Annotated in this window: 19 protein-coding genes, 1 tRNA gene and 1 pseudogene; 13 read left to right on the forward strand and 8 right to left on the reverse strand. The window is 69.3% G+C overall.

Features of this window, described 5'->3' with window-relative positions; all coding sequences use genetic code 11:
• Positions 1-4 precede the first annotated feature (4 nt).
• The 5 genes and pseudogenes from ACFONC_RS04280 to lpxK form a co-directional block, all read left to right on the forward strand.
• A pseudogene (locus tag ACFONC_RS04280) lies at positions 5-2,522 on the forward strand (DNA internalization-related competence protein ComEC/Rec2); the annotation flags it as partial.
• The gene (locus ACFONC_RS04285) at positions 2,416-3,048 is read left to right on the forward strand and encodes a MotA/TolQ/ExbB proton channel family protein (RefSeq protein WP_386743058.1); all 633 of its coding nucleotides are present in this window, start codon (positions 2,416-2,418) and stop codon (positions 3,046-3,048) included. The pseudogene ACFONC_RS04280 and the gene ACFONC_RS04285, both read left to right, overlap by 107 nt.
• Positions 3,049-3,055: 7 nt before the next feature.
• Positions 3,056-3,499 carry an ExbD/TolR family protein gene (locus ACFONC_RS04290; protein WP_386742489.1) on the forward strand — a complete coding sequence of 148 codons (444 nt, stop codon included), beginning with the start codon at positions 3,056-3,058 and terminating at the stop codon, positions 3,497-3,499.
• Positions 3,496-5,256, forward strand: a complete 1,761-nt coding sequence (gene msbA / locus ACFONC_RS04295; protein ID WP_386742490.1) for a lipid A export permease/ATP-binding protein MsbA — start codon at positions 3,496-3,498, stop codon at positions 5,254-5,256. The genes ACFONC_RS04290 and msbA overlap by 4 nt, the downstream gene beginning before the upstream one ends.
• Positions 5,253-6,260 (forward strand): tetraacyldisaccharide 4'-kinase, encoded by a 1,008-nt coding sequence (lpxK, locus tag ACFONC_RS04300; RefSeq protein WP_386742491.1) that lies wholly within the window; start codon positions 5,253-5,255, stop codon positions 6,258-6,260. Before msbA ends, lpxK begins: the two co-directional genes overlap by 4 nt.
• Before the next feature lie 276 nt (positions 6,261-6,536).
• Here lpxK and ACFONC_RS04305 read toward each other — a convergent pair whose 3' ends face one another.
• On the reverse strand, positions 6,537-8,576 hold the full coding sequence (locus ACFONC_RS04305; protein ID WP_386742492.1) for a DEAD/DEAH box helicase: 2,040 nt from the start codon (positions 8,574-8,576) through the stop codon (positions 6,537-6,539).
• Between the two features lie 184 nt (positions 8,577-8,760).
• On the opposite strand from ACFONC_RS04305, the gene ACFONC_RS04310 reads away from it, so the two are divergent.
• The gene (locus tag ACFONC_RS04310; RefSeq protein ID WP_386743059.1) at positions 8,761-10,365 is read left to right on the forward strand and encodes a protein adenylyltransferase SelO; all 1,605 of its coding nucleotides are present in this window, start codon (positions 8,761-8,763) and stop codon (positions 10,363-10,365) included.
• A gap of 371 nt (positions 10,366-10,736) precedes the next feature.
• On the opposite strand, the gene ACFONC_RS04315 is transcribed toward ACFONC_RS04310, so the two are convergent.
• Positions 10,737-12,953 (reverse strand): M3 family metallopeptidase, encoded by a 2,217-nt coding sequence (locus ACFONC_RS04315; RefSeq protein WP_386742493.1) that lies wholly within the window; start codon positions 12,951-12,953, stop codon positions 10,737-10,739.
• A gap of 657 nt (positions 12,954-13,610) precedes the next feature.
• Positions 13,611-13,976, reverse strand: coding sequence for a hypothetical protein (locus ACFONC_RS04320; protein ID WP_386742494.1), 366 nt, complete (start codon positions 13,974-13,976; stop codon positions 13,611-13,613).
• 293 nt (positions 13,977-14,269) lie between these two features.
• Between ACFONC_RS04320 and ACFONC_RS04325 the strand changes: the two genes are divergently transcribed.
• From ACFONC_RS04325 to ACFONC_RS04335, 4 genes are all read left to right on the forward strand, one after another.
• Positions 14,270-14,686, forward strand: a complete 417-nt coding sequence (locus ACFONC_RS04325) for a GFA family protein (protein WP_386742495.1) — start codon at positions 14,270-14,272, stop codon at positions 14,684-14,686.
• Between the two features lie 80 nt (positions 14,687-14,766).
• Complete coding sequence (locus ACFONC_RS15420) at positions 14,767-15,150, forward strand: GFA family protein (RefSeq protein ID WP_449284276.1); 384 nt, start codon at positions 14,767-14,769, stop codon at positions 15,148-15,150.
• Between the two features lie 41 nt (positions 15,151-15,191).
• Positions 15,192-15,542 carry a DUF2200 domain-containing protein gene (locus ACFONC_RS04330; RefSeq protein WP_386742496.1) on the forward strand — a complete coding sequence of 117 codons (351 nt, stop codon included), beginning with the start codon at positions 15,192-15,194 and terminating at the stop codon, positions 15,540-15,542.
• A gap of 286 nt (positions 15,543-15,828) precedes the next feature.
• The gene (locus tag ACFONC_RS04335) at positions 15,829-16,476 is read left to right on the forward strand and encodes a response regulator (protein ID WP_386742497.1); all 648 of its coding nucleotides are present in this window, start codon (positions 15,829-15,831) and stop codon (positions 16,474-16,476) included.
• Between the two features lie 172 nt (positions 16,477-16,648).
• Here ACFONC_RS04335 and ACFONC_RS04340 read toward each other — a convergent pair whose 3' ends face one another.
• Positions 16,649-19,723 carry an Rne/Rng family ribonuclease gene (locus tag ACFONC_RS04340; RefSeq protein WP_386742498.1) on the reverse strand — a complete coding sequence of 1,025 codons (3,075 nt, stop codon included), beginning with the start codon at positions 19,721-19,723 and terminating at the stop codon, positions 16,649-16,651.
• Between the two features lie 444 nt (positions 19,724-20,167).
• Between ACFONC_RS04340 and ACFONC_RS04345 the strand changes: the two genes are divergently transcribed.
• The 3 genes from ACFONC_RS04345 (at position 20,168) to ACFONC_RS04355 (ending at position 21,983) form a co-directional block, all read left to right on the forward strand.
• Entirely contained in the window at positions 20,168-21,157 is a 990-nt protein-coding gene (locus tag ACFONC_RS04345; protein WP_386742499.1) for an RluA family pseudouridine synthase, read from the forward strand.
• Positions 21,158-21,302: 145 nt separating this feature from the next.
• Positions 21,303-21,572 (forward strand): DUF2845 domain-containing protein, encoded by a 270-nt coding sequence (locus ACFONC_RS04350; protein ID WP_386742500.1) that lies wholly within the window; start codon positions 21,303-21,305, stop codon positions 21,570-21,572.
• A gap of 198 nt (positions 21,573-21,770) precedes the next feature.
• Positions 21,771-21,983: a hypothetical protein gene (locus ACFONC_RS04355; protein ID WP_386742501.1), complete on the forward strand. Its 213-nt coding sequence runs from the start codon at positions 21,771-21,773 to the stop codon at positions 21,981-21,983.
• Positions 21,984-22,026: 43 nt separating this feature from the next.
• Here the strand turns inward: ACFONC_RS04355 and ACFONC_RS04360 are convergent.
• The 4 genes from ACFONC_RS04360 to ACFONC_RS04375 all read right to left on the reverse strand — a co-directional run bounded on the left by ACFONC_RS04360 (position 22,027) and on the right by ACFONC_RS04375 (position 26,094).
• Positions 22,027-22,113 (reverse strand) — tRNA-Leu (locus tag ACFONC_RS04360).
• A gap of 31 nt (positions 22,114-22,144) precedes the next feature.
• A complete protein-coding gene (locus ACFONC_RS04365; protein ID WP_386742502.1) occupies positions 22,145-22,597 on the reverse strand; it encodes a DUF2214 family protein in 453 nt (150 codons plus the stop codon).
• Positions 22,598-22,807: 210 nt separating this feature from the next.
• A complete protein-coding gene (locus ACFONC_RS04370; RefSeq protein WP_386742503.1) occupies positions 22,808-23,575 on the reverse strand; it encodes a c-type cytochrome in 768 nt (255 codons plus the stop codon).
• Complete coding sequence (locus ACFONC_RS04375; RefSeq protein WP_386742504.1) at positions 23,572-26,094, reverse strand: MtrB/PioB family outer membrane beta-barrel protein; 2,523 nt, start codon at positions 26,092-26,094, stop codon at positions 23,572-23,574. Before ACFONC_RS04375 ends, ACFONC_RS04370 begins: the two co-directional genes overlap by 4 nt.
• Between the last annotated feature and the right edge of the window lie 11 nt (positions 26,095-26,105).

Genomic DNA, 26,105 nt, shown 5'->3' on the forward strand with positions numbered 1-26,105 from the left:
CACCATGGACACGACGGCAAGGACGCCGCCATTCGGAATCGCCACCGCGGTGGCGCTGTTGCTGGGAATCACCGCCTGCCTGTGCCTGCCGGCGCTGCCGCCGTGGCCGCTGTTCGCCGCGCTGCTGGCGCTGGGCGCGTGGCTGTGGACGCGCAGGGACTGGAAACGGATCGCCGGCGCGAGTTTGCTCGGCTTCGGCCTGTGCGGCCTGCACGTCGCGCATGCGCTGTCGCAGCAGCTGCCGCTGGAACTGGAGCGACAGGACTTTGTCGTCACCGGCCGCGTGGTCGACCTGCCGGCCGACGAGGCGCGGCGCACGCGCTTCCGGCTGCGTGTCGACGACGATGCCGCCGTGCCCGAAGCGCTGCGCGGGCGCCTGCTGCAGCTGTCCTGGTACGACCCGTACAAGGCAGTCGAGCCTTCGCGGCGTTTCGAGCTGCGCGCCGGCAGCCGCTGGCGCTTCGAACTGCGCCTGCGCGCGCCGCGCGGACTGCGCAACCCGGGCGTGTTCGACAGCGAGAAGACCGCGCTGGCCCGGCGCGTGGCGGCGACCGGCTACGTGCGGAACCCGGAGTCGGCGCGGCAGCTGTCCGGCGCCGGAGGTGTCGACGCCTGGCGCGGGAGGATGTCCGCGCGCATCGCAGCGGCGGTTCCGTCGTCCTCTTCGCGCTACGTGCAGGCGCTGGCGCTGGGCGACACGCGGGCACTTGAAGATCTCGACTGGGAAACCCTGCGCGCCACCGGCCTGACCCACCTGATCGCGATCTCCGGCTTCCACGTCGGCATGGTCGCTGCCCTGTTCGCGTTGCTCGGGGCGGCGCTGTGGCGGCTGTTCCCGGCGCTGGCGCGGCGGCTTCCGCGCCCGCAGGCCGCCGCGCTCGCGGCGCTGGCGGGCGCCGCCGGCTACGCGGCCGTCGCAGGCTTCGCGCTGCCGACGGTGCGCACCGTGCTGATGATCGCGATGGTGGTGGCGGCGCGTGCGCTGCGGCGGACGGTGCGGGTGGGCGACGCGCTGGCGATGGCGGCGACGGCAATGCTGCTGTTCGACCCGCTGGCAGCACTCACCGCCGGCTTCTGGCTCAGCTTCGCCGGTGTTGCCTGGCTGGCGTGGTGCCTGCCGGACGCGGGCAAGCGCATCGTCGGCGACTTTCTGTCGGCGCAGGGCGTGGCCACGCTGGGCCTGCTGCCGCTGACGGTGGTGCTGTTCGGGCAGGCGTCGCTGGCGGGGCCGCTGGCCAACCTGGTCGCGATCCCGTGGTGGAGCCTGGTGGTGGTGCCGCTGTCGGTGCTGGGGACCGCGCTCGAGGCGCTGCACGCTGGTGCCGGCGAATGGGCGTGGCGCGCGGCGGGGTGGTGCTTCGACCTGTCGTGGCCGGCGATGCAGTGGCTGGCCGGCAGCCGCTTCGCGCTCTGGTGGCTGCCCGAGGCGCGCTGGTTCGCACTGCCGCTGGCGCTGCTGGGCGCGTTCTGGTGCCTGCTGCCGCGCGGCGTGCCGGGCAAGGCGCTGGCGCTGCTGCTGTGGCTGCCGCTGCTGTGGCCGGCGCGCGGGCTGCCGGGGCAGGGCGAGGCGGAACTGGTGGTGCTTGACGTCGGCCAGGGCCTGTCGGTGCTGGTGCGCACCGCCCGCCACAGCCTGCTGTACGACATGGGGCCGGCGCAGCCGGACGGCTTCGACGCCGGCGAGCGCGTCGGCGTGCCTTCGCTGCGTGCGCTGGGCGTGCGGCGGCTGGACGCGGCGGTCGTCAGCCATGGCGACAACGACCACGCAGGGGGATTCCCCGCGGTGCGGCGCGCCTTCCCGATGCCGGTCGCGTTCGCGCCCGACGGCGTCGGCATCGCCGGCACGCGCACCTGCCTTGCCGGGGTGCATTGGCAGTGGGACGGCGTCGATTTCCGCTTCCTGCATCCGCCCGAGTACTTCCCTTACCTGGACAACGAATCGAGCTGCGTGCTGCGCATCGAGACCACCCACGGCGCGGCGCTGCTGACCGGCGACATCGGCCAGGTGGTCGAGCGCGACCTGCTGCGCCGCGACGCCGCCGCGCTGCGCGCCGACGTGGTCCTGGTCGCCCATCACGGCAGCAGCGAGTCCTCCGACCCGGACTTCGTCGCCGCCACCGGGGCGCGGCACGCGCTGGTCTCGGCGGGGTACGGCAACCGCTTCGGCCACCCGAAGCCGGAGGTCGTGGTGCGCTGGCAAGAGGCCGGCGCACGGGTCCACGGCACCCCGGATGGTGGTGCGCTGCGCGTGCGCCTGGAGGCCAGTGGCGTCACGGTTCAATCGCGACGGCAGTCGCATCCACGGGCCTGGGACGCGGTCCAGCGACAGCGGAAGCAGGCCTGCGAGGGCACGGGGCAGGCGGCCCTTGTATCCTGTCGACCGGATTGAAGCGGCCATCGGCCGGGGGACTGAGCGTGCTGGAACTGGTGAAAGCGGGCGGCTGGCCGATGATTCCGCTGCTGCTGTTGTCTGCGGTCGCGCTGGCGATCATCGTCGAGCGCTTCTGGGCGCTGCGGCGCAAGGCGGTGCTGCCACCTGGCCTGGGCGGCGAAGTCCGCGCCTGGGCCGCGCGCGGCAACATGGACCCGGCGCACATCGACTCGCTGCGCGGCAACTCGCCGCTGGGCGCGCTGCTGGCCGCCGCGCTGGACGTGCGCAACCGCCCGCGCGAGGAAATCCGCGAGCGCGTCGAGGACGTCGGCCGCCACCAGGCCTTCCGCATGGAGCGCTACCTCAGCGCGCTGGGCACGATCGCCGCAGCCGGCCCGCTGCTGGGCCTGTTCGGCACCGTGGTGGGCATGATCCAGATGTTCCTCGGGATCATGGACTACGGCGTGGGCGACGTGAACGAACTGGCCGGCGGCATCGGCAAGGCGTTGGTGTGCACCGCCACCGGCATGATCGTCGCGGTGCCGGCGCTGATGTTCCACCGCCATTTCCGCACCCGCATCGACAGCTACCTGGTCGACATGGAGCACGAGGCCGTGCAGTTGCTCGACGCCATCGACCCGCGCAGCCGCCGCGCCACCGCAGCGGTGAAGGACTGACCCGCGCATGCGCATCCGCGACCGCCGCGCCGAGGACAGCCCGGAGATCAACCTGGTCCCGATGATCGACGTGATCCTGTGCCTGATCATCTTCTTCGTGATCACCACCACGTTCGACGCGCGCTCGGTGCTCAAGATCGAACTGCCGAGCGCCAGCGGCGAGCGCAGCGACGCCAAGACCAAGCAGCTGAGCCTGCTGATCAACGCCGAGGGCCGCTACTTCGTCGATGACCGCGAGGCGTTGCGTACCGACGTCGAGTCGCTCAAGCAGACGATCGTGGAAGTCGCCGGCGACGACCGCGAACGCACGGTGCTGATCCGCGCCGACGCGCGCACGCCCTGGCAGGCGGTGATCACCGCCTACGACGCGCTGGGCCAGCTCGGCTTCCGCCGCATCGCCAACGCCACGGCGCCCGAACAGGCGCCCGCGGCGGCGGAGCCGGGCGGATGAGCCGCGCAAAACCGGCCGCGGCGTGGCCGATCTACCGGCGCCTGACCGCATTCGCGAAGAAGTACCGCGGCCTGCTGCTGCTGGCGCTGGTGGGCATGGTGATCGAGGCCGCGGCCGGCGGCGCGTTCACCAAGCTGATGGAGCCGGTGGTCAACGAGACCTTCGTGGTCAAGGACGAGGCGAACAGCGCGTGGCTGCCGCTGGCGATCGTCGGCCTGTTCCTGCTGCGCGGCATCGCCGGTTACCTCACCGACTACAACATGGCGCGTGCCGGCCGCGGCATCGCCCGCGACATGCGGGTGAAGGTGCTGGGCAAGTACCTGTGCCTGCCTGGCCTGCGCTTCGACACCGAGCCGGTGCCTTCGATGCTGGTGCGGCTGGGCTCGGACAGCGACCAGGTCGCGCAGGCGACCATCGACGCGGCCAAGGTGATGCTGCAGCAGTCGTTCCAGATCATCGCCGCGCTCGTGGTGATGCTCTGGACCAGCTGGCAGGTGACGCTGGCGGTACTGGTGCTGGCGCCGCCGCTGGCCTGGGTGATGGACAAGGTCGGCAAGCGCTACCGGCGCGTGAGCCACCGCATCCAGGAAAGCTCGGCGGACCTGATGCAGTCGGCCGACCAGTCGCTGAGCAACCACCAGGAAGTGAAGGTCTACGGCGCGCGCGAGGTGGAGTTCGACCGTTATTCCGCGCTCGCCGACCGGCACATGAAGCTGTCGCTGAAGGTCGAGTCCACGCGCAGCATTTCGTCCGCGATGGTGCAGCTGATGGGATCGATCGGGCTGGCGCTGCTGCTGTTCGTGGCCGGGCGCGAGGCGATGGCCGGGCGCCTGAGCGCCGGCGGCTTCGTCGCATTGATGCTGGCGATGATGGCGATCATCCCGTCGCTCAAGCAGCTGACCAACGTGCAGAACATGCTGCAGCGGGGCGTGGCCTCGGCCGAGCGCCTGTTCGGCGTGCTCGACGCGCCGGACGAGGTCGACACCGGCACGCTGCCGCTGCAACGGGCGAAGGGGCTGGTCGAGTTCCGCAGCGTGACCGCGCGCTACGCCGGGCAGCCGGAGCCCGCGCTCCACGACATCAGCTTCGACGCGCGCCCGGGCACGGTCACCGCCATCGTCGGGCGCTCGGGCAGCGGCAAGTCGACGCTGGTCAAGCTGATCCCGCGTTTCTACGAGGTCGAGTCCGGCCAGATCCTGCTCGACGGCCAGCCGCTGCGCGACTACCGCCTGGCGGACCTGCGCCGCCAGATCGCGCTGGTCGGGCAGCAGGTGATGCTGTTCGACGGCAGCGTCGCCGATAACGTGGCGTACGGCGAAATGGCCGGCGCCGATCCCGCGACGCTGGAGCGCGCGGTGCGCGGCGCCAACGCGATGGAGTTCGTCGAACGCCTGCCCGAAGGCCTGCAGAGCGAGGTCGGCGCCAACGGCGGCAAGCTGTCCGGCGGCCAGCGCCAGCGCGTGGCGATTGCACGGGCGATGCTCAAGGACGCGCCGATCCTGATCCTCGACGAGGCCACCGCCGCGCTCGACACCGAGTCCGAACGCCTGGTGCAGGACGCGCTCGACAAGCTGATGCCCGACCGCACCACGCTCGTGATCGCGCACCGGCTGTCCACCATCGAGCATGCCGACCAGGTGCTGGTGCTCGACCAGGGCCGGCTGGTGGAGCAGGGCACCCACGCCGAACTGCTCGCACGCGGCGGGCTGTACGCGCACCTGCACAAGATGCAGTTCCGGGAGCCCGCCGACGCATGAGCAGGCGCACGCAGGCCCCGCGGCACTGGTTCGAAGGCCCGGTTCCCTGGCACGCGCGGCTGCTGTCGAAGGTCTACGGCGGCGCGATCGCGCTGCGGATGCGGCTGTTCGGCCTGCACCTGCTGCGGCGCGTGCGCATCGACCGGCCGGTGATCGTCGTCGGCAACCTGATCGCCGGCGGCAGCGGCAAGACGCCGCTGGCGATCGTGCTGGTCGAACGCCTGCGCGCGGCCGGCTTCACCCCCGGCGTGGCCACCCGCGGCTACGGCCGCGACGACGCCGGCAAGCCGCGCTGGGTCGAGGCCGACACCGACCCTGCGCTAGGCGGCGACGAGCCCGTCCTGATCGCCTACCGCACCGGCGCCAAGGTGCGCGCCGACGCCAACCGCGCCGCTGCCGCGCGCGCGCTGGTCGAGGCGGGCTGCGACATCGTCGTCTGCGACGACGGCCTGCAGCACTACCGCCTGCGGCGCGACGTCGAGATCGAAGTCATCGACGGGCGCCGTCGCTACGGCAACGGCCAGCTGCTGCCGGCCGGGCCGCTGCGCGAACCGGTCGAGCGCGGGGAGAATGTCGATTTCCGGGTGCTCAACGTCGGCAGTGGCACGGCGGAAGCCGGCTTCGGCGAATGGCCGATGCGGCTGGTCGCCGACCACGCGCTGCCGCTCGTGGGCGGGCGCCCGGTGCCGCTGTCGGCACTTGCCGGCAAGCGCGTGCACGCGGTCGCCGGGATAGGTGATCCGGAGAGATTCTTCGACACGCTGCGCGGCCACGGCATTGCGGTGGTGCCGCACGCCTTCGCCGACCACCACCGCTACGTCGCCGAGGACCTGCGGTTCGGCAGCGACCTGCCGGTGCTGATGACCGAGAAGGACGCGGTGAAGTGCCAGGCCTTCGCGACCGACCGCCATTACAGCGTGCCGATCCGCGCGGAGCTGCCGGAGGCGTTCTGGGTGGCGTTGCTGGATCGCGTGGTTGCGTTGCGCGGAGCGTCGGGGGCGTAGCCCCGGCCTACGAGACGCACTCCGATCGGGCCGCAAGGTCGGGGCTACGCCCCCGACGGCCCTGGATCTTCGCCGCGACCGTGGGGAAACCCATCCCCACCCAACCCGTCCGGCCCGGCGCAGCGCGCCGGGCGTTCGTGCGGTCCGCGCGGCAGTGCCGCGCAAACGGACCGCCCTCACCCCCTTGAAGGGGAGGGCTCAAGCGCGTTGGCTACACCCCCGATGGCTTGCTCAACTTCAAGCGTAGCGAGGGCTACGCCCCCGACGGCTTCTGGCTCAACGCGGCGGACGCTTCGGTCCCGGCCTCCGCGCCGCCTGCGGTTTGGCACGCGGCTTGCCCGCGAACGGGCGCTTGCCGCGCGGTGGCGGGGCGCCGGTGTCGGCCGCGTCGGCGCGGCGCATCTTCAACGACTGGCCGGAGACGTACACGCGCTTGAGGTGTTCGAGCAATTCGCGCGGCATGCCCTCGGGCAGGTCGACCAGGCTGTAATCGTCGCGGATATCGATGCGGCCGATGTAGCGGCTCTCCAGGTCCGCCTCGTTGGCGATCGCGCCGACGATGTTGCCCGGCTGCACGCCGTGCACGTGGCCGACTTCGATGCGGAAGGTCTCCATCGGGAACTCGTCGCCGCCGCGCGGCGGATGCGGCGCGCGCTCGTGGCGTGCGGGCGGGGCGTCGTCGTCGAAGAACATCGCTTCGGCGGCGTTCGCGGGCGCGCGGGACGTGCCGGGTTCGTGCGGGCGTTGCTCCGGGCGCTGTTCCGTCCGGTGGGCATCGGCCCGTTCATGCTTCCGTCCTCGCTCGTCATTCCCGCGAAAGCGGGAACCCAGTGGCTTCCGGTCCGGCTGCGTGAAAGTCGCCGGGTCCCCGCTTTCGCGGGAATGACGATGTGTTGAGGCGTCATCCTTGCGATGGCGAGGATGCCCGGCGGAGTCACGCTCCCGCTGCCCCGGCCCCTCCCACCGCGGCCGCTCCGGCGGCGCCTTCAGCAGCAGCGGCGTCTTGCCCTGCACCAACTGCGCCAGCGCCGCGGCGATCTCCTCCATCGGCACGTTGTGCTCGCGCTCGTAGCGCTCGACCAGCTCGCGGAACACCGACAGTTCGCTGCTCTCCAGCGCCGCGCCGATGCGGTCGAGGAACTTCGCCACCCGCTGCTCGTTCACTGCCTCCACGGTCGGCAGCGCCATCGCCTCGATCGGCTGCCTCGTAGCACGCTCGATCGCGCGCAGCATGCCGCGCTCGCGCGGGGCGACGAACAGGATCGCCTCGCCGGCGCGTCCGGCGCGGCCGGTGCGGCCGATGCGGTGGACGTAGCTCTCGGTGTCGTAGGGGATGTCGTAGTTCAGCACGTGGCTGACGCGGTCCACGTCCAGCCCGCGCGCGGCGACGTCGGTGGCCACCAGGATGTCGAGCTGCCCGTCCTTGAGCCGCTGGATGGTGCGCTCGCGCATCTTCTGTTCGACGTCGCCGTTGATCGCCGCCGCCGACAGCCCGCGCGCAGCCAGCTTCTCCGCAAGCTCCTCGGTGCCCAGCTTGGTGCGCGCGAACACGATCATCGCGTCGAAGGGTTCGGCCTCCAGGATGCGGGTCAGCGCGTCGAGCTTGTTGACCCCGCTGACCATCCAGTAGCGCTGGCGGATGTTGCGCGCGGTGGAGGTCGCCGACTTGATCGCGATCTCCACCGGATCATTCAGGTAGGTCTGGGCGATGCGCTTGATCTGCGCCGGCATCGTCGCCGAGAACAGCGCCACCTGGCGTGTCTCGGGTGTCTTCTTCAGCACCGTTTCGACGTCGTCGATGAAGCCCATGCGCAGCATCTCGTCCGCCTCGTCCAGCACCAGGCATCGCAGCTCGGACAGGTCGAGCGAACCGCGCGCGAGGTGGTCGATCACCCGGCCCGGCGTTCCGACGACGACATGCACGCCGCGGCGCAGCGCGTGCAACTGCGGGCCGTAGCCCTGGCCGCCGTAGATCGGCAGCACCGAGAACCCCGGCATCTGCACCGCGTACTTCTGGAAGGCCTCGGCCACCTGGATCGCCAGTTCGCGGGTCGGCGCCAGCACCAGCGCCTGCGGCTTGCCCGGCTGTGGATCGACGTGCGCCAGGATCGGCAGCGCGAAGGCCGCGGTCTTGCCGGTACCCGTCTGCGCCTGGCCGAGCACGTCGCGCCCGGCCAGCAGCGGCGGGATGGTCGCGGCCTGGATCGGCGAAGGCGACTCGTAGCCTACCGCCGCCAGCGCCTGCAGCAGCGAGTCGGGCAGGCCCAGGTCGGTGAATTTCGGGCCCGGTGCGGGCGTGGTGTCGGCGCTGGTCATGGGAGTCTCGGGTATTTCGGGAAGCGGAAGGCGCGCCAGCGGGCCGGCCCCGGGGCAGGGCAGGAGCGGGATGCGGTCGAAGGAGGACGCAGGGCGTTCGCGGTCGACGGTGCCGGCGGGCACGGCGCGAGTGTGCAGTTTAACCGGACAAGGGCACGTGACCGAATAAGCTGGCGCCATGCCCTTGCCAGCGCTGCACTTCGACAACGCCTTCCTGCGCGAACTCCCCGGCGACCCCGACACCGGTCCGGGCATTCGCCAGGTCCACGGCGCCCTGTGGTCGCGGGTGGACCCCGGGCCCGTCGCCGCGCCACGCCTGCTGGCGCATTCGGAAGAAGTCGCCGGGCAACTCGGCTTCGACGCGCAAACCGTGGCCTCGCCCGAGTTCGCCGCCGTCTTTGCCGGCAATGCCCTGATGCCGGGGATGGCGCCGTTCGCGGCCAACTACGGCGGCCACCAGTTCGGCCACTGGGCCGGCCAGCTCGGCGACGGCCGCGCGATCAGCCTGGGCGAGGCCATCGCGGCCGACGGCAGCCGCCACGAACTGCAGCTCAAGGGCGCCGGCCCGACCCCGTACTCCCGCCACGCCGACGGCCGCGCCGTGCTGCGCTCGTCGATCCGCGAGTTCCTGTGCAGCGAGGCCATGCACCACCTCGGCGTGCCGACCACGCGCGCGCTGTCGCTGGTGGCGACGGGCGACGAGGTCGTGCGCGACATGTTCTACGACGGCCACCCACGCGCCGAACCGGGCGCGATCGTGTGCCGGGTCGCGCCGTCGTTCCTGCGCTTCGGCAGCTTCGAGTTGCCGGCCTCGCGCGGCGAAGTGGATCTGCTGCGGCGGCTGGTGGAGTTCTGCATCTGGCGCGACTTCCCGGAGCTGCTGCCGGAACCCGCCGGCACCGGGCTCGACGCGCTGCGCAGGGCAGGGGCGTTCACCGAACCCCTGTTCGCCGACTGGTTCACGCAGATGTGTGAGCGGACCGCCGCGACGGTCGCCGACTGGATGCGCGTGGGCTTCGTCCACGGCGTGCTCAACACCGACAACATGTCGATCCTCGGCCTGACCATCGACTACGGTCCCTATGGCTGGGTCGACGACTACGACCCCGACTGGACGCCCAACACCACCGACGCCCACGGCCGCCGCTACCGCTTCGGCTGGCAGCCGAAGGTCGCGCACTGGAACCTGGGGCGGCTGGCGCAGGCGCTGTCTCCGCTGTTCGGCGACGTGCAGCCGCTGCAGGACGGCCTCGACCATTACGCCGCCGCCTACGAGCGCCGCGAACGCGACACCACCGCGCGCAAGCTGGGGCTGGCCGAGTGCCGCGACGGGGATGTCGAGCTGATCGGCGACCTGCATGGGCTGATGCACGCGGCGGAGATCGACATGACGCTGTGGTTCCGCGCCCTGGCCGACGTGGATGCGCGGGCGCCAACGCTGGCGCCCCTGGCTGACGCGTTTTACGACCCGGCCAAACGCCAGGAATACGAGGCCGCACTCACCGCATGGCTTGCGCGCTACGCCGAGCGACTGCGCGATGACCCGCTTACCCCGGAAGCCCGCCGCGTCCGCATGCACGCCGCCAACCCGCGCTACGTGCTGCGCAACTACCTCGCCCAGCAGGCCATCGACCGCGCCGAACAGGGCGACGCCACAGGCGTGGCCGACCTGCTCGAAGTCATGCGCCACCCCTATGACGACCAGCCCGGCCGCGAAGCCTTCGCCCTAAAGCGCCCCGACTGGGCCCGCAACCACCCCGGCAGCTCAACCCTCTCCTGCAGCTCGTAGGTCGGGCCTACGCCCTCGACGGCTCTTGACCTTCGGCCCGTACCCGCCGCCGATCCAAAACGATCCGCCGGTACGAAAAGCCGTCGGGGACGTAGCCCCGACCTACGCGGCTTCAACCGAAGCGACGAAGGTCACGTCAAGGTGAGCCGTGTCCTGGCGGCCGGGGGCCGCGACAAGCGCGCCATGGATGGCGCGCGCCCTCGTCAGGACAGGGATGTCCTGCCGAGGGGAAAGCGGCTCCCGGCCGACAGGACACGGCGACCCACCGGAGCCCGCATGAGCGGCCGCTCGGTCGCGCGCCCCTTCAGATGGGTGAAGAAAAAAACCGCCCGGCATGGCCGGGCGGTCCGTTACTGCACTGACGCCGATCCTCAGTCGTCGGCGCCACCATCATCCGGCGCTTCCACCGGCGGCGCGCCGTCTTCCGGCGCCTCGGCCAGGCCGCGCTTGACCAGCAGCGGCTGGATGTCCGGCTCGTGCCCCGTGAAGTCCACGAACAGCTGCGAGGCATCCTTGCTGCCGCCGCGCGACAGCAGCGTGTCGCGGAAGCGGTCGCCGTTCTCGCGCTTCAGGCCGCCGTTGGCCTCGATCCACTGCACCGTGTTCGCGTCCAGCACCTCCGACCAGATGTACGCGTAGTAGCCCGCCGCGTATCCGCCCATGATGTGGCTGAAATAGGGCGTGCGGTACCGCGGCGGCACCGGCGCGTAGGCGATGCCATCCTTCGCCAGCGCCTTGGCCTCGAACGCCATGATCGAGCCGGCATCCGGGATCTGCGCCGCCGGCAGCTGGTGGTAACTCTGGTCCAGCATCGCCGCGCCCAGGTATTCGGTGGTGGCGAAGCCCTGGTTGAACTTCTGGCTCGCCAGAACCTTGTCCAGCAGCGCCTGAGGCATCGGTTCGCCGGTCTGGTAGTGCTTGGCGTAGTTGGCCAGCACGCTCGGCCAGTCGGCCCACATCTCGTTGACCTGCGACGGGAACTCCACGAAGTCACGCGGCACGCTCGTGCCGCTGAAGTACGGATACTTCACGTTCGAGAACATGCCGTGCAGCGCATGGCCGAACTCGTGGAATGCCGTGGTCACCTCGTCCCAGGTCAGCAGCGTCGGCTTGCCGTCGGACGGCTTGGGGATGTTGAGGTGGTTGGCGATCACCGGCTGCGTGTCCATCAGGTCCGACTGGCTCACGTAGCTGTTCATCCACGCGCCGCCGCGCTTGGACGCGCGCGCGTACGGGTCGAAGATGAAGATCGCCAGCTGCGAACCGTCCTTGTCGAACACGTCGTAGGTGAACGTGTCCGGGTGGTACTTCGGCAGGTCCGTGCGCTCCTTGAAGCTGATCCCGTACAGCTGGTTGGCGGCGTAGAACACGCCGTTCTCCAGCACGTTCTTCATCTCGAAGTAGGGCTTGAGCTGCGACTCGTCGAAGTCGTACTTCGCCTGCCGCACCTTCTCGGTGTAGAACGCCCAGTCCCACGGCTCGAGCTTGAACGTCGGCTCGCCCCTGGCGGCTTGCTCCTGGTCGATCATCGCCTGCAGGTCGGCCGCTTCCTTCTTCGCGTTGGCCACCGCGGCCGGTGCCAGCTTGCCGAGCATGTCGTTGACGGCCTGCGGCGTCTTCGCCGTCTCGTCGTCGAGCACGTAGGCGGCGTAGGTGTCGAAGCCGAGCATCTTCGCCTTCTCGGCGCGCAGCTTGAGCACCTGCGAGACGATCGCGGTGTTGTCGAACTTGTTGCCGCGGCTGTTGCGGTTCACCGACGCCTTGTGGATGCGCTCACGCAGGGCGCGGTTGGTCAGCTGCGACAGCGGCGGCTGGCCGGTGGTGTTGAGCAGGGTGATGACGTACTTGCCGTCCAGCCCACGCTCCTTGGCCTTGTCGGCGGCGGTGGCGATCTGCTCGTCGGTCAGCCCGTCGAGCTGCGCCTTGTCATCGACGACGACTGCCGAATCGTTGACCTCGGCCAGCACGTTCTGGCTGAACTGCGTGCCCAGCCTGGCCAGCTGGCCGTTGATGTCCTTCAGGTGCGCCTTGTCTGTTTCGGACAGGTTGGCGCCGCCGCGGACGAAGTCGGTGTAGTAGCGCTCGACCAGCCGCTCGCCCTGCGCATCCAGGCCCAGCGAATCGCGCTGGTCGTACAGCGTCTTGATGCGCGCGAACAGGTCGGCGTTCAGGCCGATCGCGTCGCGGTGCGCAGAAAACTTCGGCGCATAGTCGGCGCGCAGCTTCTCGCGCGCGTCGTTTGTGTCGGTGCCGACCAGGTTGAAGAACACCGAGGTGGCGCGGTCGAGCACGCGGCCGGATTTCTCCAGCGCGATGATGGTGTTCTCGAACGTCGGCGCCTCCGGGTTTTCGGCGATCGCCTTCACCTCGGCCAGGTGCTCGGCCATGCCGCGGTCGAACGCGGGCGCGAAGTCGCTGTCGCTGATCTTGTCGAACTGCGGGTAGTGCAGCGGCAGCGGACTGTCGGCGGCAAACGGATCGGCGGCGGAAGCGGTGGCGGCCTTGTCGGGCATGGCGGCGTCCTGGGCGTATGCGGGCGCGGCAATGGCCATGGCAACGGCCAGCGCAGCGGCGAGGGGATGCTTCATCGGTGAAATACCTCGTCGAATGGAACCCCCAAGCCTACACGGCCCACCATTCCGCCGACCCATGACCAATGGCACAAGCCAGCCGCCAAGCCGAGGCGTGACTCCCTTAGGAGCGCAGGTCGTGGTTGCGCCCCCGACGGCTTTCCTCTGACACGCCCAAACCTCCACCCGCCTCCCTCAAACCCGCAACGTCGCCGCTTTTTCCGTCATCGCCGCCCCTCAAAGTCTCAACACCGCCACTTCACCCTCCACGCGTGCCGCTTTTTTCGCCATCGTTGAAGCTCCAGACCCCATCGCAGCCCCTCACCACCCCATCGACGCACCAAAATGGGGCGCCGATGAGGCTCCGACCCTCTCCCGTGACGCTCGAAGCCGCACCGATGCCCCTCCAAGCCGCATCGATGCCTCTCCGAACCCCATCGCTGCCGCTTCCTGTCCCGACACTCCCCGCGGATCCCGCAGGGCAGGGGCCGGCATCCATGGCGCTTCATCGCGAGGCCCGCGGCGCCCCGTCCCGCGCGGTCAGCCGGCGCAGGCAGTTCGGGATCGGCCGCAACTGGTCAAGCGTCGTCATCAGGTCGGCCTCCGCGGCGGCGAGCCCGAGGCCGGGCGGCACGATCTGCCGGTTCTGCCAGATCGCGGGCCTGGGCTCCTGGATCAGGGTCGCCGTACCTCATCGGCCTGCCACGTGCCGGTGGCGCCGGTTTCGTCGCGCCAGGTTCCTTCGATGTGTCCGTCGCGCGTTCGACCGTCGAGCCGGTAACGGTGGCCGTTGAGCGGCAGGTCGAAGCGCAGCCGGTTACGCTCGGCGTCGAACTCTTCCAGCACGCGTGAACCACCGGCGCCTTCCAGCCAGCCGTCTATTCCGCCGCGCGAAGAGGTGACTCGGAAGGCGAACGGCGTTGCGCTGTCGCCGTGATGCAGTTGCGCCTGCCATGCGCCGTGCAGCGGTAGCGTTGAGATCGTTACCCACGCCATCACCAACACGGCAGCGCCGACCAGGATCACCCGCCAGTGCTTCATGCATCCCCCAATGCTGGAAGCCGGGCGTCAAGCATAACGGGAGCACGTACCGGATCGACCTCGGCATCGCGCGTCAGGCGCCCGGCTGCGGCAGCCGGCGCAGCGCCCGGTGCGGCCGGTTGGCGGCTGGGCCTGGGCGACGGAGGTGTTATGGCGTGGCCCGGACGTGCTGCGTCGCGGCACTCCGCTTCAACGCCATGCCTCCCGGTTGAGCGCCACACGCGCGGGGAACATACTCGCGCGGTGGCCCGCCCCGGGCGAATGGGTGTCAGCCCTCTTGGGAGTTTTCCAGCATGCCGGACAAGATTTTCAACGGTGGTTGCCAGTGCGGGGCCGTTCGGTATCAGGCCAAAGGCGAACCGATCATGGCGGCAATCTGCCATTGTTCAATGTGCAGGCGCGCCAACGCAGCCCCTGTCGTGGCGTGGGCGATGTTTGAGGACTCGCGGGTGACGTTCACCAGATCCCGTCCCAGGAATTTCGCTTCATCGCAAGGAGCCGAGCGCGGGTTCTGTGGCACCTGTGGCACTCAGATATGTTTCACCGCCGAGTACATTCCAGGCCTCATTGACATCACCATTGGCAGCCTTGATCAGCCTGATTCAATCGAGCCGGAGCTTCACTACTGGCACGCCAGACATCTCGCTTGGGTGGAGTTCGCTGACGAGTTGCCGCGTCACCAAGAGTTCCCGCCAATGGGTGAGGGCTGACAATTCATTCAAGCTGGGCCCGCTTCGCGGGTCGGCTCGATTCAGGCGTTGGACGGCGCAACAACCTGGGGCTACGAGCCATGAACCACGAACAGCCAGCACCATCGCTCCACGGTTCCTGCCATTGCGGGGCAGTCCGCCTCACGCTCCCGGTTGCGCCGGACAAGGCCACGAGTTGCAATTGCTCGTTGTGCCGTCGCTCGGGAGGCATCTGGGCCTACTACGAGTTCGGGACAGTGTCTGTCCAAGGTCATCCCGAGAACACGGAAGACTACGTCTGGGGTGACCGGACGCTGAGGAACGTGCGCTGCAAGACGTGCGGCATCGTGACCCACTGGGAGCCACTGGAACCCGGGCCCGGTGCCCGGCAGGGAGTGAACCTGCGCAACTTCGAGCCAGAGCTCCTGGAGTCGGTGGCCGTCAGGCGCTTCGACGGCGCAGATACCTGGACATTCCTCGATTGAATGCCTGCCCATCCTGCGTGCCCGGGCCCATAGGAGGATTGATGAAGAACGACTACCGCATTCCCACGATCAAGTTCTCGAAGGTGTATCCGCTGTATGTCGAGAAGGCGGAGCGCAAGAACCGAACCAGGGAAGAAGTCGATCAAGTCATCTGCTGGCTGACGGGCTATAGCAAGGCAGGGCTGCAGCAGCAGATAAAGAAGGAAAGCGACTTCCAGACATTCTTCGCCGAGGCTCCGGGGATCCATCCAAACAGCTCGCTGATCAAGGGCGTGGTTTGTGGCGTGCGCGTGGAAGAAATCGAGGACCCTCTTGTCCGGAAGGCGCGGTACATGGACAAGCTGATCGACGAACTCGCGAAGGGGAAAGCGCTGGAAAAGATCATGCGGTGACAGGTCTTCCCGCTTCGCATCACGGCTTGCGTTTGCGTATGTGAGTGCTGACGATCTCAAGCCGGCGCCGTCGCGGTAGCGGCCGGGTCAGCGACCCGTGCAGGAACCGTAGATGCCGCCGCCGGTACCGTGCCTGCGAGCGCTCGTGTGATCGTGATCGCGCTTTGGGCGTCCCGGGGCGCGGGTCGGGGATTTCCTACGCGAGTTCGCGGACATGCGCGCTTGTCCGGGCCGCGGGCGGCGCTTAGTCTGGATCGGATCCGCCGGGGGGCGGAAAGGAGAGACCATGACGATACGGACATTTCTTGTCGACGATCACGCGCTGGTGCGCACGGGCATCCGGATGATCCTGTCCGGTGAGGTCGACATCGACATCATTGGTGAAGCCGAGTCGGGGGAGCAGGCGCTTCCGCAAATCCGCGAGCTGAAGCCGGACGTGGTGGTGTGCGACATGCACCTGCCGGGCATCAGCGGGCTGGAGGTGACCGAGCGGATCATGAAAGGGGAGTACGGGGCGCACGTGGTGATCGTGTCGGTGCTCGAGGACGGGCCGATTCCGAAACGCGTGCTTGCCGCCGGGGCGTCGGCCTATGTCGGCAAGGGCGGGAACCCGGCCGAACTGGTGGACGCGGTGCGCGAGGCCGCGCGCGGCAAGCGTTACCTGGCCAGCACCGTGGCCCAGAACATCGCGCTGTCGAACCTGGGCGGGGGCAGTACGCCCTTCGACGGTCTGACGCGGCGCGAACTGGAGGTGGCGATGCTGCTGCTGCAGGGGCTGCGGCAGGAGGATGTGGCCAGGCGCCTGAGCTTGAGTGCGAAGACGGTGAATACGCACAAGTCGCGACTGTTCCAGAAACTGGGGATTGACGACGGAATGTCGCTGGCGCGGTTGGCGCAGCAGTATGGGCTTGTGGATCCGGGGCGGGCGGGGTGAAAACTCCCTCCCCCTGCCTCCGCAGAGGGAGGGGCCAAGGCGAGCGCGCGAAGGGGGTGTAGCCCGACCCGCGTGCAGAACGAACGCGGCCTGGCGATCCTTTCGGGATGCCAGGCCGCTGCTGTGTCTGGACGGTGCCACCGGGACGGGTTCCGTCCCGGTGGTTTGTTCGTCAGGCGCCGTGCGAGGCGGCCTTGTCCTTGGGGTCTTCGTTGGCCGGGTCTTGTTCGGCTTCCTCGCTCTGCCTGGCGACGGCGGTCGCCGCAGCGTCGGCGGGCTGGGCCGGTTCGGGCTGAGGGCTCTGGTCGAACAGGCCGGGCAGGCGGGTTTCGGCTTCGGCAGGAGCCGAGGTCGATGCAGGAGCCGGTGCCGGGGTGGGGATTTCGGCGATCGGCGTGGTCGTGGCGGCCGGGGTTTCCTGGATCACTTCCGGTGCTGGTGCGACTGCCGTTTCCACGGTGGCCGTGGCGGCCGCTGCGGCCGGGGTTTCCAGTTCGGGCTGGCGTTCGGCGGCCATGGGCTGTTCCGGCGCTGGCGGCGTCGGTTCCGGTTCGGCCAGGTCGGCGTTGCCGTGCAGGATCTGCGGCGTGGGCTCCGGCTGCGTTGCGGCCGGTTCCGGCCGGGCTGGCAGCGTCGCCGACGGAGCCGCGGCGATGGCTTCCGGCTGCGGTGTCTCGGGCGCCTTTTCGGCTTCCGGCTTGTCGGCGGCGGGCTCCGGCGTTTGCGCGGTGTCCGTCGCGGTCGTCGATTGCAAGGCGACGGCAGCGGTTGCAGCTGCGGCCGCTTCCGGCGCGGAAGGCCTGGTGGGTGCCTTCGGCGTCTCGTCGTCGTCGAAGTCGAACTCCGGCTGCGAACGGTCGGCGGCCTTCGCGTCCTGGTCGGCGGCGATCTGGTCGGCGTCGGCCGGCGTTTCGGCTGCGCCATCGGCGTTGCCGCGACGACGGCGGCGACCACCGCGGCGCCCGCGACGGCGACGGCCGGTACCGGCTGCGCCGTCTTCCGTGCTGGCGTCACTGGACTCCGGCTTGGCCGTGGCCTTGGCGTTGGACTGTGCCGCGGCATCATGCTGCGGTGTGTCCGAGGTTGCCGCTTCGGCTACGGCCGTGGTGGCAGCTGCTGCTGCGGTTGCAACGGCCGGCGTCGGCTCGGCTGGCGCGGCTGCGGGCTGCTGCTTCGTGCTCTTCTCCACCGCCGCGGTGTCCTGCACGGTCTCGTTGCGCAGCTCTTCGGTTTCGGCCTTGGCCTTGGCCGCCTGCTGCCGGGGCTGCTTCTGGCGGGTCGAAGCCTGCTTGCCCTGGGCGGGCTGCTGCTTGCCCGCACCCGGCTGCGCCTGGCGCTGGCCGTCGCTGCGCGATTCGTCGCGGCGCGTGCGGCCGCCCTGGCCCTTGCCGCCGCGGCGCTGGCCGCTGCGTTCGCCGCCGCGATCGCTGCGATCGCTGCGGCCGTTGCTGCGCGAGCTGCGGTTGCCGCGGTCGCCCTGCGGGCGTTCGCGTTCGGCGGGCGCTGCGCGTGCGGGCGCTTCGGTGTTTCCGAGCAGGCGCTTGAGCCAGCCGACGAGGCCGCCGGTGCTGGTCGAAACCGGCGCCGGTGCGCGCTGCGGAGCGGGCTGTTCGGGCGCAGGCGCGGGGCGCTCGCGCATCGGCGCCGGTTGCGCGGGCTGCACGTTGGTCACCGCGGCGGGCGGCGGGACGTTGAGGTTGGCCTTGGTCAGGGCGATGGTCGCCACCTTGCGCGGCGAGCCGCGGCGGTAGCTGGGCTTGCTCGACTCCTCGCCAAGTTCGTTCTCGCGCAGGCGCGTGACTTCGTAGTGCGGGGTGTGCAGCTGCTCGTCGGCCACGATCACGATCGGGGCGTCATGGCGCTGCTCGATCTCGCGCAGCGCGCTGCGCTTCTCGTTGAGCAGGTAGTTGGCGATGTCGACCGGGGCCTGCACCAGCACCTGGCCGGTGTTCTCCTTCATCGCGTGCTCTTCGGCGACGCGGACGATCGACAGCGACAGCGATTCGACGCTGCGCATGCGGCCGTGGCCTTCGCAGCGCGGGCAGACGATCTGGCTGGACTCGCCCAGGCTGGCGCGCAGGCGCTGGCGCGAGAGCTCCAGCAGGCCGAAGCGCGAGATGCGGCCCAGCTGCACGCGGGCGCGGTCGAACCTGAGCGCGCTTTGCAGGCGGTTCTCGACCTCGCGCTGGTGCTTGTTGCTCGACATGTCGATGAAGTCGATCACCACCAGGCCACCCAGGTCGCGGATGCGCATCTGGCGGGCGACTTCCTCGGCCGCCTCCAGGTTGGTGTTGAACGCGGTCTCCTCGATGTCGCCGCCCTTGGTGGCGCGCGCGGAGTTGACGTCGATCGCGGTCAGCGCCTCGGTCTGGTCGATCACCAGCGCGCCGCCCGACGGCAGGCGCACGGTGCGCTCGTAGGCGCTCTCGATCTGCGACTCGATCTGGAAGCGGTTGAACAGCGGGGTGTCGTCGGTGTAGTGCTTGAGCTTGCGCAGGTTGTGCGGCATCACCTGCTCGACGAACTCCTTCGCCTCGGCGTACATCTCCGGCGTGTCGACCAGGATCTCGCCGATGTCGGCGCGCATGTAGTCGCGCAGGGCGCGGATGATCAGGCGCGACTCCTGGTAGATCAGGAAACACGCCGGCTTCTTCAGCGCGGCATCGGCGATCGCCCGCCACACGCTCAGCAGGTAGTCCAGGTCCCACTGCAGTTCTTCGGCATCGCGGCCGACGCCGGCGGTGCGGATGATCACGCCCATGTCATCGGGGATGTCGAGCGCGTCCATCGCCTTCTTCAGCTCGGCACGGTCGTCGCCCTCGATCCGGCGCGAGACGCCGCCGGCGGTGGGCGAGTTGGGCATCAGCACCATGTAGCGGCCGGCCAGCGAGATGAACGTGGTCAGGGCGGCGCCCTTGTTGCCGCGCTCGTCCTTGTCGACCTGGACCACCACTTCCTGGCCTTCGCGCAGGAGTTCCTTGATCGTGGCCTTGTTGTGGTCCACGCCGGACTGGAAATAGTCGCGGGAGATTTCCTTCAGCGGCAGGAAGCCGTGGCGGTCTGCGCCGTACTCGATGAAGGCGGCTTCAAGCGAGGGTTCGAGCCGGGTGATGCGGCCCTTGTAGATGTTGGACTTCTTCTGTTCCTTCGACGGCTGCTCGATATCGATGTCGTAGAGCGTCTGTCCGTCGACGATGGCCACGCGCAGTTCTTCTGCCTGCGTCGCGTTGATCAACATGCGTTTCATGTTCGTTCCTTGCGCGCTCGCCCGGTCATGGGCAGGCACGCGGAACGCCGGGGCGTTTCGCCTGGAGACTTCGTGCCGGGGCCGCGCAAGCGCAGCCACCAGCCTGGTTTTCCAGCGCTACGACACCACGGCGGACCGCGGGAGCGCTTCTCGAATGTGTTGCGGGGCCGGCGGCCGCGTCGGCCTGCCAGGGCAGGGCTTCGGCGTCGCGCGGGACATGTTCAGCTACCGGCCTCTGACAAGCCGGGCGGGGAGCGGAGCCAATGGGCCGTCGCTGGTAACATCAATGCCCCCGGGGGGCAGTGCTGTCGCGCGGACCTATCCGCAGGAAGGTGGGCTTTCGGCCCGGTTTGCCGTCTGCCCGATGCCAGGGCATCGGGCGGCAACTCCCCGCGAAATCAGAACCTTACCTCGCGTCGCGAGTGTAGCAGACCAAGAGAGCCCATGGCCCATTCAGACTCCCCGGCGACGCCCGGCGCGCCGAAACCGGCCGCGGGCGGCGGCGTACGCATGGTGCGGGTGCCCGACGACCGCGCCGGCCAGCGCCTGGACAACTTCCTGCTGGGCCAGCTCAAGGGCGCGCCCAAATCGCTGGTCTACAAGATCGTGCGCAGCGGCCAGGTGCGCGTGAACGGGGGCCGGGCGAAGGCCGATACCCGGCTCGAGGGCGGCGACGAGGTTCGCATCCCGCCGGTGCGTCTCATCGAGCCGGGCGACAAAGGCGCGCCGGCCCGCGGGCTGCTCGAGGCGATGGAATCGAGCATCGTGTTCGAGGACGCGCGGCTGCTGGCGATCAGCAAGCCGTCCGGGGTTGCCAGCCATGGTGGCAGCGGAATCAGCTTCGGCGTGATCGAGACCCTGCGCGCGCTGCGCCCGAACCAGTCGCTGGAGCTGGTCCACCGGCTGGACCGCGACACCTCGGGGCTGATGGTGGTGGCGAAGAAGCGCTCGGCGCTGACCCAGCTGCAGGCGCTGATGCGCGAGGACGGCGCGGGCCTGCGCAAGCGCTACCTCGCGCTGCTGGCCGGGCGCATGCCCGATGGTGTGATGAGCGTCGACGCGCCGCTGCACGTCGGCCTGCGGCAGGGCGGCGAGCGCCACGTGCAGGTCAACGATGGCGGCAAGCCGTCGCTGAGCCATATCCGCGCGCTGGAGCGGCGCGGCGGGCATTCGTACTGCGAGGTGCGCATCGAGACCGGCCGCACGCACCAGATCCGCGTGCATGCGCAGCACATCGGCCATCCGGTCGCGGGTGACGACAAATACGGCGATCCGGAGGTCAACCGGCGCCTGCGCGAACAGGTCGGGCTCAAGCGCCTGTTCCTGCACGCGGCGTCGATGGAGTTCGCGCTCGACGACGGACGCGTCCCGTACGTGCTTACCGCGCCGCTGGCGCCGGAACTGGTGGCGGTGCTGGACAGGCTCGGGGGTTGAGGGCAGTCGCGGAATTCGAGACGTGGCACATGAACGATGGCTGCGTGCCTTCACGGCGCGCGGCCGAGGCTGTCAACCTCCTGCGCCCCTGCGGCTTTCCATCAAGCGCAAGGGCCCGTTGGCCGGGTCCGATGAGGAGAACGACATGCGACTGCTGATTGCCTGCCTGCTTGCCCTGGCCATGATGCCGGCGATGGCCGATTTCTCGTTCCGTTTCGGCGATTCCGTGGTGACCACCGGCGACAGTCCCGGCACCGTTGTCCGCAAGGCCGGCCGCCAGCCGGACCGGATCGTGCAACTCGAAAATCGCCGCGGCGCCGCGGTGGGGGAGCGTTGGGAGTACTACCTCGACAACAAGCAGGTGAACTTCGAGATCCGGGACGGGCGCGTGGTGGATATCCAGGAAGTGCGGTAGGGACTTGTAGGATTTTTCCTACCCCACAACGGGTGGTTCCCCGACTGTATCGGCCAGCGGGTCCGGGGATGCTGGTCCTGCCCCGGCAGCCCGCCCATGCAACGGCACTGGATGCCGCTCAGCAACGGATATTGGGTGCGACCTTGAGCAAGTCGTGCAGCCGGGCCGGGGCACTCTCTTCCGCACGCGGAGTGCGAAATGGAACGCCATGTGCTCAGTGTCATCCCCGATCGTAGCGGTTGGGTGCTTGTCGATGGCGGCCAGCAGGTCGAAAGGTTCCGGACCCGGCAGGGCGCCATCGCGATCGGCGAGATGAAGGCCTACAAGATCTTCCAGTTCACCGGGATCCCGAGTGCGCTGGCGGTGTTCGTGGATGACACCACGAGCATGACCGAGGTGCAGTTCGGCTGAGGCGACAATGAAAAGGCCACGCCTGCGGGCGTGGCCTTTCGCTTGGTGCCGAAGGTGGGACTCGAACCCACACGCTTTTAAGGGCGGCGGATTTTGAGTCCGCTGCGTCTACCGATTCCGCCACTTCGGCGCGGGCGCGGATTATAGCGGATGGGCCGGGCTCAGAATCCGCCGTAGCGGGCCATGGCGGCGGCGAGGACGAAGATCACGCCGACCAGCGCCAGCTCGAACCGGACGATGCGCCGCAGGTTGCCGACCTCGGCCGGGGCAGGCAGGAAGGCGGGATCGGCCTTCAGCGCCTTGCGCCAGCGCAGGAAGCGCACGGTCGGCCAGATCGAGATCAGGCCGACCAGCACGAAGACGCCGATCTTGGCGTGGAACCACGGATTGTGCAGGTAGAAGTCCTCGCCCATGACGCCGTGGAACACGCGCAGGAACCCGACCACCAGCAGCAACAGCGCGGTGATGCCATAGCCGCGGTCGATGCCGCCGAGCTTCGCCAGCACGGAGCCGTCCATGCGGCCGCGCAGCAGCACGGACTGGGCGACGAGCATCGAGACCAGGCCGAAGACCAGCAGGTGATGGAGGGAGGCGAGGGTGAGGTCGGTGAGCATGGCGCGCGCTCGTAGTCGGGGGAGCGGCGAGGTTAGCAATGCGGGGTGGCTGCGCATGGTGCCGCAAGTCACATCGTGGCCCTGGGGGTGCTTGAGGGATCGATGCGTGAAGCGGGCCATGGGTATCGTTCCCCGCAGCCCGCCGTCATCCCCGCAAAAGCGGGAATGACGATCGGTACTTCTCGAGCCGTTACAGCCTTTCGGGCTTTGCTACTGCCCAGGCGGCAGCGACGACAGCCAGGCGGACAGCGCCTGGATGCTGTCGTCGTCCAGGCGCTCGCCGATGCCGGTCATCACGAAGTCGGTGGTCGAATCGTCCATCCTGCCGTCGCGGTATTCGGCCAGCTTGGTCTGCAGGTAGATCGCCTGCTGGCCGCGCAGCGCGGGATACGATGCGTACGGCGTGTGCCCGTCGCGGTCGGTGCGCAGGGCGTCGGGGTGGCCGTTGGCATCGACGCCGTGGCAGCCCTGGCAGGGCGGGATTCCCTTGGCGGGATCGCCTGTCAGGTACAGCTGCTCCCCGAGCCGGGCCAGCGTGGCGTCCACCGGCTCGGGTTCGGCGGCGGGGTCGGCGGGCGGTGGCGTGAGGCTGGCGTAGTAGGCCGACAGGTCGAGCATGTCCTGGTCGGTGAGGTCGGCCACCAGCGGCGACATGGGCGAATCCGGGTTGCGCTTGAACTCCACCAGCTGCCAGTACATGAAATCCATGCGCTGGCCGCCGATGTTGGGGAAGGTGGGGGCGATGGAAATCCCCTGCGGGCCGTGGCACGCGGCGCACAGTTCGGACTTGGCCTCGCCGGCGGCAACGTTGCCGGTGAGCGGTCGCATGCGGCGCAGGTCGACGTAGCGCGGGGTGGGTTGTTCGACCGGCTGCGCGTCGGCGGCGACGGCCTCTTCGGGCGGCGCGTCCTGCGATTGCGCGAGCGCGCTGACCGTGCAGGCGGCGACGATTGCGAGCAGGCGGATCGTGCGCTTCATAGCTGCACCTCCAGCAGTGCGCCCACCATGTTGACGCTGTAGTCCTCCGGCCCGCCGTCGGTGTAGACCCGGTGGTCGTAGACCTGGCCATCTTCGAAGCCCAGGTAGTGCCAGTCGAACAGCGTGCCGCGCTGGTAGCGGTCGAACAGGCGCAGGCTCACGCGCTGGTGCAGCGGGATCGTCAGGCCCACGGTCAGCGCGGTGGTGCGGTAGATCATCGGCTGGAACGACCCGGTCAGCAGCGGGTCAAGCGTTGGCAGGGTGAGCGCACCGGGCGAGTTGTAGCGGTAGCCGGTGGTGCCGCGCGAATACGTCCAGTCCAACGCCGCGTCGAGCGTGACCCGGCCCAGGCGCTGGGTCAGGTTGGCGCCGGCATAGTGGTTGCGCTGGCGGTCGTCGATCCACCAGCGATTGGCTTCGGGATAGGTGGGGCCACCCAGCGTCGGGTCCGCGTCCAGCGCCAGGTCGTTGACGTTGGCGATGTCCAGGTCGGAGCGGTCGTAGCCGTACCAGGCGCTGGCGACGGTGGCCGGCGTCGGCTGCCATTCCCACTGCAGGCTGCCGCCGAGGGTGTCGTAGGCGCGGCGGCCGAGGGTGGCGTCGTAGTCGTTCCAATCGCCGCGCACCGAGGCGTAGAGGGTCATCTCGTGCGGCAGGGTGAAGGTCGCCATCAGGTCGATCTTGTTCTGCGTCCGGCTGCCGACGTCGTACTTGCGCAGCGCGGAAACCGTGTGCGCCACATCGCCGCCGGTGTAACCGGGCAGCGAGCTGGAGAAGGTGAACTCGTACGGGTCGTAGTCGTACTCGCTGCCGGTGCGGCGCAGCCAGGTGTAGTTGGCGCGGAAGGTCAGCCAGTCGAGCGTGCGGCTGTACCAGTTGAGCTTGATCGAATTGTCCGTGGTGGTGGCGACCTCGCGATGGGTGCGCTCGGTGCGCTCGAAGGTATAGGTCGCTCCCAGCGTGTTCTTGTCGTCCAGGCGCCAGTCGGCGCCGGCGGAGAACTGGTGCAGCTCGCGGTCCAGCGGCAGGTTGCGGATGCGGGTTGGCGCGCCGGGGCTGAGGATCGGGTCCCAGATGCCGGACTCGCCGGGAACGACACTGCCCTGCGAGCCGTTTTCGGCCGGGTAGCCCCATTGCCCGGTCAGCGGGTTGTACATCCAGTAGGTGCCGTCGTAGTCCTCGCGCTGGTACTTGGCGTTGGCGCGCCAGGTGACGGCGTCGGTGGGCTGCAGCACCACGCGCGCGTCGACCATCTGGGTGTCGATGCCCAGGTCCGAGCGCTTGCGCGACAGCGCGTCGGTGGTGTTCCAGTTGGCGCAGTCGTAGAGGGCGCCGGGGATGAAGGGAATGCCGAACTGCCCCTGGCAGGTCATCGGCGCGACGATGTAGTCGTCCTGGCTCATGCGCCCGCCGGTGGCGGTCAGCGAGAAGTTGCCGTTCCACGCGATCTTGCGGCTGAAGCTCGCGCGCAGGTGGTGGTAGTCGTTTTCCGGTTCATAGGAGAACTGGCCGCTGGTGAGCGGCGGCGACACCAGGCCGGGAACAACCGGCGACAGGCCGAACGGCACTTCGTAGTCGAAGCTGCGGTTGGCGTGGCGGAAGAACGATCCGGAATAGCTGAAATCCATCCGCCAGGCGTTGCCGGAAAAGCGCACGCCGCCGTTGAAGTTGACCGTGCTGTCGTCGATCGGGCGCGGGATCTCGTAGATGCCGCCGTTGTTGGCGAAGGGATAGTTGAAGAAGAACGGCCCGCCGAACGGGCGCGCACCCTCGCGCGTTTCGTGGCTGGCGTTGGCGTAGGCGGTCCAGCGCCGGTTGACCATGTAGTTGATGCCGACGCCCTGCTTCTCGCGCACTACGGTCAGCAGCCTTTCGGGCTGCGCGGCGGAAACAGCCGCAACCTGCGCCGACGTACTGCCGGCCGGGACCAGGCCGTCCTTCAGGGTGAGGTGGTTGCTGCCGACGCCGTCCCAGATCGAACGCGCGTTGCCGCTGGTGATGTTGGGCTGGCTGCGCGCGAAGACCTGCACCCGGTACTTGCCGGCGCGGCCGAACACCGCGCGCACGTACTGGCTGTCGTCGGCGATGTGGCTGGCGCGCAGGTCGAAGTAGCTGCCATCGACGGCCTTCTCGAAGCGCAGGTCGGCGCCGACGTAGGCGCCGTCGTCCCAGTTGGAGAAGCGGCGCCAGTCCATGTTGTTCTCGTCGCCCCACACGCCGATGTAACCGAGGGTCACCGAGCCGCGGTGGCGCCAGGCGCCGTCGCCGCTGAATTCCGGCCACGCGGGCGGGCAGGGGTAGAGGAAGCCGGTCGGCGTGCGCTTGCGCTGCGCGGTGAGCCAGGTAGCGCCGTCGGGATCGCAGCCGAGCAGCGCGGTGCCGCCGCTGGGGTCGAGCGCGTTGCCGAAGTGCAGGTCGGTGCCCAGGCCCGAGTCCTGCGCCAGTGCGAGGGGTGCCAGCAGCAGCGCCGGGGACAGCAGCGAAAGCTGCAGGACGGTCTTGCGAGTGTGCTTGCGCATCGCCGTGCCTC

The organism is Luteimonas soli (assembly GCF_042648865.1).
Taxonomy (GTDB): domain Bacteria; phylum Pseudomonadota; class Gammaproteobacteria; order Xanthomonadales; family Xanthomonadaceae; genus Luteimonas; species Luteimonas soli.

What these genes read in the sequence shown, in the direction of transcription:
- ACFONC_RS04290 (WP_386742489.1), top strand. Translation starts at nt 3,056, where the DNA reads ATGCGCATCCGCGACCGCCGCGCCGAGGACAGCCCGGAGATCAACCTG.
- msbA (WP_386742490.1), top strand. Translation starts at nt 3,496, where the DNA reads ATGAGCCGCGCAAAACCGGCCGCGGCGTGGCCGATCTACCGGCGCCTG.
- lpxK (WP_386742491.1), top strand. Translation starts at nt 5,253, where the DNA reads ATGAGCAGGCGCACGCAGGCCCCGCGGCACTGGTTCGAAGGCCCGGTT.
- ACFONC_RS04305 (WP_386742492.1), bottom strand. Translation starts at nt 8,576, where the DNA reads ATGACCAGCGCCGACACCACGCCCGCACCGGGCCCGAAATTCACCGAC.
- ACFONC_RS04315 (WP_386742493.1), bottom strand. Translation starts at nt 12,953, where the DNA reads ATGAAGCATCCCCTCGCCGCTGCGCTGGCCGTTGCCATGGCCATTGCC.
- ACFONC_RS04320 (WP_386742494.1), bottom strand. Translation starts at nt 13,976, where the DNA reads ATGAAGCACTGGCGGGTGATCCTGGTCGGCGCTGCCGTGTTGGTGATG.
- ACFONC_RS04325 (WP_386742495.1), top strand. Translation starts at nt 14,270, where the DNA reads ATGCCGGACAAGATTTTCAACGGTGGTTGCCAGTGCGGGGCCGTTCGG.
- ACFONC_RS15420 (WP_449284276.1), top strand. Translation starts at nt 14,767, where the DNA reads ATGAACCACGAACAGCCAGCACCATCGCTCCACGGTTCCTGCCATTGC.
- ACFONC_RS04330 (WP_386742496.1), top strand. Translation starts at nt 15,192, where the DNA reads ATGAAGAACGACTACCGCATTCCCACGATCAAGTTCTCGAAGGTGTAT.
- ACFONC_RS04335 (WP_386742497.1), top strand. Translation starts at nt 15,829, where the DNA reads ATGACGATACGGACATTTCTTGTCGACGATCACGCGCTGGTGCGCACG.
- ACFONC_RS04340 (WP_386742498.1), bottom strand. Translation starts at nt 19,723, where the DNA reads ATGAAACGCATGTTGATCAACGCGACGCAGGCAGAAGAACTGCGCGTG.
- ACFONC_RS04345 (WP_386742499.1), top strand. Translation starts at nt 20,168, where the DNA reads ATGGCCCATTCAGACTCCCCGGCGACGCCCGGCGCGCCGAAACCGGCC.
- ACFONC_RS04350 (WP_386742500.1), top strand. Translation starts at nt 21,303, where the DNA reads ATGCGACTGCTGATTGCCTGCCTGCTTGCCCTGGCCATGATGCCGGCG.
- ACFONC_RS04355 (WP_386742501.1), top strand. Translation starts at nt 21,771, where the DNA reads ATGGAACGCCATGTGCTCAGTGTCATCCCCGATCGTAGCGGTTGGGTG.
- ACFONC_RS04365 (WP_386742502.1), bottom strand. Translation starts at nt 22,597, where the DNA reads ATGCTCACCGACCTCACCCTCGCCTCCCTCCATCACCTGCTGGTCTTC.
- ACFONC_RS04370 (WP_386742503.1), bottom strand. Translation starts at nt 23,575, where the DNA reads ATGAAGCGCACGATCCGCCTGCTCGCAATCGTCGCCGCCTGCACGGTC.
- ACFONC_RS04375 (WP_386742504.1), bottom strand. Translation starts at nt 26,094, where the DNA reads ATGCGCAAGCACACTCGCAAGACCGTCCTGCAGCTTTCGCTGCTGTCC.